Source organism: uncultured Citricoccus sp., from assembly GCF_937871995.1.
GTDB lineage: Bacteria > Actinomycetota > Actinomycetes > Actinomycetales > Micrococcaceae > Citricoccus.
Genome location: NZ_CALMQR010000104.1, coordinates 1 through 6,698, shown reverse-complemented (window position 1 = coordinate 6,698; position 6,698 = coordinate 1). Strand labels below are relative to the sequence as shown.

Annotated in this window: 6 protein-coding genes; 2 read left to right on the top strand and 4 right to left on the bottom strand. The window is 71.6% G+C overall.

Annotation, left to right across the window (positions count from 1 at the left end; all coding sequences use genetic code 11):
• Positions 1 to 35: 35 nt before the first annotated feature.
• From Q0283_RS12590 to Q0283_RS12575, 4 genes are all read right to left on the bottom strand, one after another.
• Positions 36 to 1,583: a cytochrome c biogenesis protein ResB gene (locus Q0283_RS12590; protein ID WP_298044968.1), complete on the bottom strand. Its 1,548-nt coding sequence runs from the start codon at positions 1,581 to 1,583 to the stop codon at positions 36 to 38.
• Positions 1,584 to 1,693: 110 nt separating this feature from the next.
• Positions 1,694 to 2,461 (bottom strand): cytochrome c biogenesis CcdA family protein, encoded by a 768-nt coding sequence (locus Q0283_RS12585; protein WP_183527730.1) that lies wholly within the window; start codon positions 2,459 to 2,461, stop codon positions 1,694 to 1,696.
• A gap of 8 nt (positions 2,462 to 2,469) precedes the next feature.
• Positions 2,470 to 3,108 carry a TlpA disulfide reductase family protein gene (locus Q0283_RS12580; protein ID WP_183527732.1) on the bottom strand — a complete coding sequence of 213 codons (639 nt, stop codon included), beginning with the start codon at positions 3,106 to 3,108 and terminating at the stop codon, positions 2,470 to 2,472.
• A gap of 108 nt (positions 3,109 to 3,216) precedes the next feature.
• Positions 3,217 to 3,885: a histidine phosphatase family protein gene (locus Q0283_RS12575; protein ID WP_298044967.1), complete on the bottom strand. Its 669-nt coding sequence runs from the start codon at positions 3,883 to 3,885 to the stop codon at positions 3,217 to 3,219.
• A gap of 113 nt (positions 3,886 to 3,998) precedes the next feature.
• On the opposite strand from Q0283_RS12575, the gene Q0283_RS12570 reads away from it, so the two are divergent.
• A complete protein-coding gene (locus tag Q0283_RS12570) occupies positions 3,999 to 4,814 on the top strand; it encodes a hypothetical protein (RefSeq protein ID WP_298044965.1) in 816 nt (271 codons plus the stop codon).
• Between the two features lie 289 nt (positions 4,815 to 5,103).
• Positions 5,104 to 6,627, top strand: coding sequence for a DUF222 domain-containing protein (locus Q0283_RS12565; RefSeq protein WP_298044964.1), 1,524 nt, complete (start codon positions 5,104 to 5,106; stop codon positions 6,625 to 6,627).
• Positions 6,628 to 6,698 lie beyond the last annotated feature (71 nt).

The window sequence follows — 6,698 nt, the reverse complement described above, 5'->3', positions numbered from 1 at the left end:
TAGCTGGCCAGCTGCAGGTTGATGGGCTGCATGGGTTACTCCGGTCGGTTCTGGGTGTCCTCGGGTGCGACCACGGGCCACATCCGTTCGAATTGGCGGCGCAGGGCGAGGTTCTCCTCGCGCAGGCCGAAGTCCTCGCCGCGGGCCAGCAGCCCGTACTCCACCATGGTGCACCCGTCGGGGCCGGTGGTGCCACGGACCCACGCGCGCCGGCGGCGCACGAACAGGCTCACGATCAGGGCCACGAGGGCGAGGATCGCGAAGAAGCCGACGCCCCACTTGCCCGGGTCGTGGTGGATGTCCAGGCCGACATAGCGCTTGACGCCGTCGAAGCTGATCGAGCCCTTGCCCTCGGGCAGTTCGTAGGACTCGCCCGGGGTCAGCGTGATGCCGCCGGCGTCCACGCTCCGGGAGTTCAGCTCGGTGAGGTCGTCCGTGTCCAACACGTAGACGTTCTGCGGCACGCCCTCGTCCAGGCCGAGGTCCCCGTAGTACGAGTTCAGGTTCAGCTCGGGCTTGTACAGGTCCGGGTCGATCGAGACCGCCACCCCGTCCTCACCGGTGTAGGCGGTGGGCAGGAAGAAGCCGACGAAGCCGAGCTGCTCGGGTTGCGCGTCGGGGGCCTTGATGACCATCAGCGAGGTGTAGACCTGGTCCTGGACCTGCGCCACCACCGGCCCCTGGAAGGCGATGTCCCCGTTGCCGTCCCGCACGGTGACCTCCGGGGCGTAGCCGTTGCCGACCAGGTAGACGCGGGTGTTGTGGATGTCCAGGGGATGGTTGACCTTCAGGACCTGCTCCCGGGGCTCCCCGTCGGTGCCGTCCTGGACCTCCATCACCGCGGTGAAGTCCAGCGGCTGGCCGTAGTGCGTCTGCGACTCGCGGTCGAAGACGGCGTCGAAGCTCTTCAGCGACATCGAGAACGGCACCAGCCGGTCCTCGGAGAAGGCGCTGCCGGGGGTGAACGAGTCGTAGGCGACCAGCGTGTTGGCGAAGCCCTCCCCCTCGACGAGGATCTTCTGCCCGCTGTAGCTCAGCAGCGAGCCGACGGCCATGAAGGCCAGCACCCCGATCAGGGACAGGTGGAAGACGATGTTGCCGATCTCCCGCACGTAGCCGCGCTCGGCGCCCACGGAGGCGCCGCCGTCGGGCTCCTGGCGGACCTCGATCCGGTAGCCGCGCTTGCGCAGCACCTGCGCGGCCTGCTCCACCGCCTGGGCCGGGGCGGGGCCGGTGGGCTCGAGCACGACCCGGCCATACTCCGGCAACCGGGACAGCCGGCGCGGGGTGCGCGGCGGGGCCGAGCGCAGCACCTTGGCGTGCTTGACGGCGCGCGGGAACACGCAACCGATGAGCGAGACGAACAGCAGCAGGTAGATCGCCGAGAACCAGACCGAGGAGTAGACGTCGAACATCTGGAACCGGTCCAGCCACTCCCCCAGCACCGGGTTCTGCTCGAGGTAGTCCTGGACGATCTCGGGACCGGCCGGTCGTTGCGGGAACAGGGAACCGGGCACCGCGGCGACCGCGAGGATCAGCAGCAGCATCAGCGCGGTGCGCATCGAGGTCAGCTGGGTCCACATGAACCGCAGCGTGCCGGTGAAGCCCAGCGAGGGCAGCTCGACCTCGGGCTTCTGGGGGGTGTCCTCGCGGGTCCGTTCGTCCCGGACGACCCTCACGTTGTCCTGCTGGCTCAAATCGGCAGCCTCACTTCGTTGGCGAACCAGGTCTGCAGCTGCACGACCCAGTCATTCCACAACCCGCTCACCATGAGCGCGCCGAGCACGATCAGCAGTCCCCCGCCGATGCGCATCACGGCCACGCGGTGGGTCCGGAAGAACGCGAGCGCACCCATGCCCCGGCGCAGACCGAGGGCGATCAGCAGGAACGGCACCCCCAGGCCCAGGCAGTACACGAACGCCAGGAAGGCGCCCTTGCCGGGGTTCGTGGACCCGGCGGTGGACATCGCCAGCACGGCCGCCATGGTCGGGCCGATGCAGGGCGCCCAGCCCAGGCCGAACGTCATCCCGAGCACGGGCGCGCCCCACAGCCCCGCCCTCGGCTGGGCGTGGATGCGGCGGTCCTGCTGGAAGACGGCGAGCCCGCCCATGAACACCACGCCGAGCACCATCACGACGACGCCCAGCACCCGGGTGAGCCACTCACCGTCCCCCTGGAGCCAGATGGTGACCTGGGAGAACACGATGCCCACCAGGACGAAGACGACCGAGAACCCGAGCACGAACAGCCCGATCCCGGCCAGCATCCGCCCCCGCCGCTGGTCCTGCAGGTCGGCGCCGGTCAGGCCGGTGACGTACCCGAGGTATCCGGGGACCAGGGGCAGGACGCAGGGTGAGAGGAAGGAGACGAGCCCGGCCAGCAGGGCGACGGGCACGGCCAGCAGCAGCGAGCCGTCCATGACGATCTCGGCGAAGGGGTTGACGGTGGCGGCCTGCAGCATGGAAGGGATCAGGCCTGCTCGTCCACCACGGTGGTGATCAGGCTCTTGAGCGTGGAGGGCTCGGCCACGCCGAGGATCCGGGAGGAGACCCGGCCCTGGCGGTCCAGCACGATCGTGGTCGGCACGGCCTGCGGGGGGACGTAGTCCGTCATCGCCAGCAGCACCTGGCCCCCGCGGTCCTCCAGGGAGGGGTAGGTGATCCCGAAGTTGCGCTCGAACGCCTCCGCGGTGCCGGCGGTGTCCCGCACGTTGACGCCCACGAACCGCACTCCGGCGGGCTCGAACTGTTCGTGCAGGGCCTGCAGGTCCGGGGCCTCGATGCGGCAGGGGGCGCAGGCGGCGTACCAGAAGTTCAGCACGGCCGGCTGCCCGGTCAGGTCGGCCGCGTCGACGGTCTCCCCCGAGAAGAGGGTGGAGGTGAACCGCACGGGCTCGCCGCGTTCCGCGGCGGCGATCTCCAGCACGGATCCGTCTCCGGCGATGTAGTTCTTGCCGTCCGCGTTGCCGGCCTGCGCGGCCAGCGGGTCGTCCGCGCCGGAGCAGGCCGCCAGCACCGGCAGGGCTGCGAGACCGGCCAGTCCGGCCAGCACGTTCCGTCGGCTCAGTGCGGGTCCGCGGGAGTCACGGGGCGGGGGCAGGGCTGTCATGGGTGCTCGGGGAACTTCCATCGGGGGCGGGGGCTTCCCATGGATTCTACCGGTCGTAGTAGAAGCTGGTGGAATCCTGTGAGCTGGCCGACGCCGGTCAGGCGCCGGTCAGGCGCCGGGCAGGTTGCTGGCCTGGGAGAGCAGGGCCGCGTTCGGCTCCCGGTACTCGACGCGCGGCACGGTCTGCCCGGCGTCGAAGTGCAGCGAGGTGACCGAGGTCAGGGTGCATTCGCGCTGGCGGGGATCGTGCCACAGCGGCCTGCCCTCGACCGAGAGCCGGGTGACCCAGATCGGCAACTGGTGGGAGACGATGATCGCCTCGGCACCGGGGCCGTCCTGTTCCACGGCACGGTCCCGCAGGTCCTGGATCGCGGCGGCCATCCGCGCCACCTGGGCCCGGTAGGGCTCACCCCAGGACGGACGCAGGGGGTTGACCAGGAGCGGCCAGTAGCGCGGGTTCCGCAACCGGCTGCCCACGCCCGAGAGCCCCTCGAACCGGTTGGTGGCCTCCAGGACCCGGTCGTCGGTGTCGATGTCCAGGCCCAGTGCCGCACCGATCGGCGCGGCGGTCTCCTGGGCCCGCTGCAGCGGCGAGGCGACGAGCACCGCCGGGGCGCGGCCGGTGCGCTCGGCCTGCTGCGTGAACCAGTCGGCCACGTCGGAGGCCATGCGCCGGCCGAGCTCGGAGAGGCCGTAGCCCGGGATCCGTCCGTAGAGGACCCGGTCCGGGTTGTGGACTTCTCCGTGGCGGACGAGGTGGACGGTCGCGACTGGCATGCGTCCAGTCTGGCAGACGCCGGCGGCCCGTCCGGACAGCCGTTCTTCAGCCAGTGGCAGTACCGTTGGGGTCAGACTCCCGCGACCGCGCCACGCCCAGGAAGGCACCCCCCATGACCGAGCAGAACCGTCCCGACCAGCCCGATTCCGGAGAGCCGCAACCGGGACAGCCCCACCCGGGTCAGCCGCAGCCGGGTCAGCCGCAGCCGGGTCAGCCGGGTCAGCCGCTCGAGGATGCCGCCGGCCAGCCGCGCTACGGGGTGCGGCTGACCCCGGAGCAACTGGCCCAGCACCAGGCCCAGCAGCCCTCACCGGGCGCGCAGCCGGGCCAGCCTGATCAGCCGGGCCAGCCGGGGTACCCCTCGCCCGCCTACGGCCAGCCCCCCTACGGCCAGCCGGGCCAGCCCCCCTACGGCCAGCCGGGTCAGCCCGCCTACCCCCAGCAGCCCTACGGCTACCCGGTGCAGGGACAGCAGCCGATGGGCCCGGTCCAGCGGCCGAAGGAGATCGACCGTTCGTACTGGCTGATCCTCGCGGCCGGTCTCGCCTTCCTCGTCATCGAGCTGTTCGCGGCGTTCTCGCCGTCCATGGGTCTGACGCCCGAGATGGTCGAGGAGCTCGAGTCCCAGTTCCGGGCCGCCGGCATGACGGTGGACGTCAACGAGCTCATGGACTCCGTGCGCGTGATGGCGATCGTGTTCACGGTGCTCATCGCGGGCCTGTACTGGCTGATCGCCACGGGCATCCGCAAGGGGTCCAACGTCGCCCGGATCTTCGGCACCATCTTCGCCGCGATGTCGTTGCTGTCGGCCTTCGGCCTGGGCATCGTCTACGTGGCGCTCGGCGTGGCGGGCATCGTGTTCGCCTACCTGCGCCCGTCGAACGAGTACTTCCGCGGCAAGGCCTGGGAGAAGGCCCTCCGCCGCTGACACCAGCACTCCCGACGACGGCGCCGTCCGGCCCCAGCTAGAAGCTCGCCAGGGGTGGCAGCCGGGACATCGACGGTGACCGCGGACCGGTGAAGAGTCCTGACGGGCCGGTGGGCCGCACGCCCGTGCAGCCCACCGGCCCGTTGCCTGTTCGGGGCGGGTTGCGGATGATGTGCGGGCCCCCTGGCCGCATGGGCCCGGAACGCCACAGACGACCCGTGACGCGGGTTGGTCCCCGGTCCTGCCGTGGACGCTTATCAGGTCCGCGCGCCTCCCTATATTAGTACACATGTTCGATCAGAACAGTCCGAAGGACGGTACGGCACAGACTCGTGGCCCCGCCGGTGAGTCGCCCAGCGGCCCGGCCGGCGGCCCCGCCAGTGAGCTGCGGGGCGCCGTGGTGGGGTCCCCGGAGTGGGCGGCAGACCTGGCGGCCTGCGGGGTGCCGCTGGGCACCGTGGTCGCCGGTCCGGTCAGCCCGGCCCCGGTGCCGGGCTCGGCCCGGGAACTGGTCGCGGCGCGGATGGCCTTGGGGCTGATGGTCCCGGCTGGCACCGAGGCAGAGGCCGTGGACCGCATCCGTGTGCTGGAGCAGCTCAAGGCCGCCTGCGCTGCCGCCCAGGCGCGTGAGACGGCCGCCCTGGACACCCTACGCCGCACCGCCGAGGCCGACCGCGGGGTGCCGGTCGAGCGGCGGGGACGAGGCCTGGGTGGGGAGTTGGGCCTGGCCCGCGGTGAGTCCCCGCACCGCGGCTCTCGGCAACTGGCCCTGGCGCGCGCCTTGTCCGAGGACCTGACGCACACCCTGACGGCGTTGTCGGAGGGGTCGATCTCGGAGGAACGAGCCGGGGTGGTGCACCGTGAGACCGCCCGGCTATCCACGAGCACCGCCCGGCGCCGGGTGGACACCGCCCTGGTCGACGGGTTGCCCGTGCTCGGGGCCCAGCAGTTGGCGATGGTGGCCCGGGAGCTGGCCGTGGAACAGGACCCGGCAGCCGCCGCAGAGCATCTCGACACCGCGGTGGCCGAACGCCGGGTCACCGTCCGGGCCACAGATCACGGGATGGCCACCCTCACCGCGACCCTGCCGCTGGCCCAGGCCGCAGCCTGCCACCGTGCCCTGAGCGAGTCCGCCGCCCGCCTCGCGGCCTTCGGCGAGGCCGAGGGACGCACTCCGGCCCAGGTTGTGGCCGACACCCTGGTCGAGCGCCTCACAGGCCAGGTCACCGCCGCTGCCATCCCGGTGGAGGTGCACCTGGTGATGACCGACCAGGCCCTGCTCGGCACCGAGGACACCCCGGCCCGCGTCCCCGGGCACGGTTCCCTTCCCGCCCCGGTGGCCCGGCAGATCGTCGCCGACACCGACGCGGACGTGTTCCTGCGCCGGCTCTACACGGCACCGGAGTCCGGTCAACTGGTGGCCATGGATTCCCGAAGACGCACCTTCCCGGCCCTGCTGCGCCGCATGGTCGTGCTGCGCGATGAGCTGTGCCGCACCCCGTACTGCAACGCCAGGATCAAGCACCTCGACCACGCCACCGCGCACGCCGCCGGCGGCCAGACGAGCTGGGACAACGCCTCCGGGCTCTGTGCACGCTGCAACTACGCCAAGGAGAACCCAGGCTGGACCCACAGCGCCGGCCCCGGCCAGCTCACGGTCACCACCCCCACCGGCCACCACTACCGCCACCCCACACGGCCGCTCGTCGACGCCGGTCAGTCACCGCCCCCGCCCCAGCACGGCCGGTTCCCCGGCTTCACCCCACTGCACTTCTCGATCCGGCAGATCATCGCCCTGCTCGACGCCGCCTGAAACCCGAGCGGGCGGGTCTAGACGGTATGTAGTGACCGCTCCGGCGTGGAGGGGTTGCGGGCCGGGGCCTC

Coding starts and splice junctions, on each gene's coding strand:
- Q0283_RS12570 (WP_298044965.1), top strand. CDS start 3,999: ATGACCGAGCAGAACCGTCCCGACCAGCCCGATTCCGGAGAGCCGCAA.
- Q0283_RS12585 (WP_183527730.1), bottom strand. CDS start 2,461: ATGCTGCAGGCCGCCACCGTCAACCCCTTCGCCGAGATCGTCATGGAC.
- Q0283_RS12590 (WP_298044968.1), bottom strand. CDS start 1,583: ATGTGGACCCAGCTGACCTCGATGCGCACCGCGCTGATGCTGCTGCTG.
- Q0283_RS12565 (WP_298044964.1), top strand. CDS start 5,104: ATGTTCGATCAGAACAGTCCGAAGGACGGTACGGCACAGACTCGTGGC.
- Q0283_RS12575 (WP_298044967.1), bottom strand. CDS start 3,885: ATGCCAGTCGCGACCGTCCACCTCGTCCGCCACGGAGAAGTCCACAAC.
- Q0283_RS12580 (WP_183527732.1), bottom strand. CDS start 3,108: ATGACAGCCCTGCCCCCGCCCCGTGACTCCCGCGGACCCGCACTGAGC.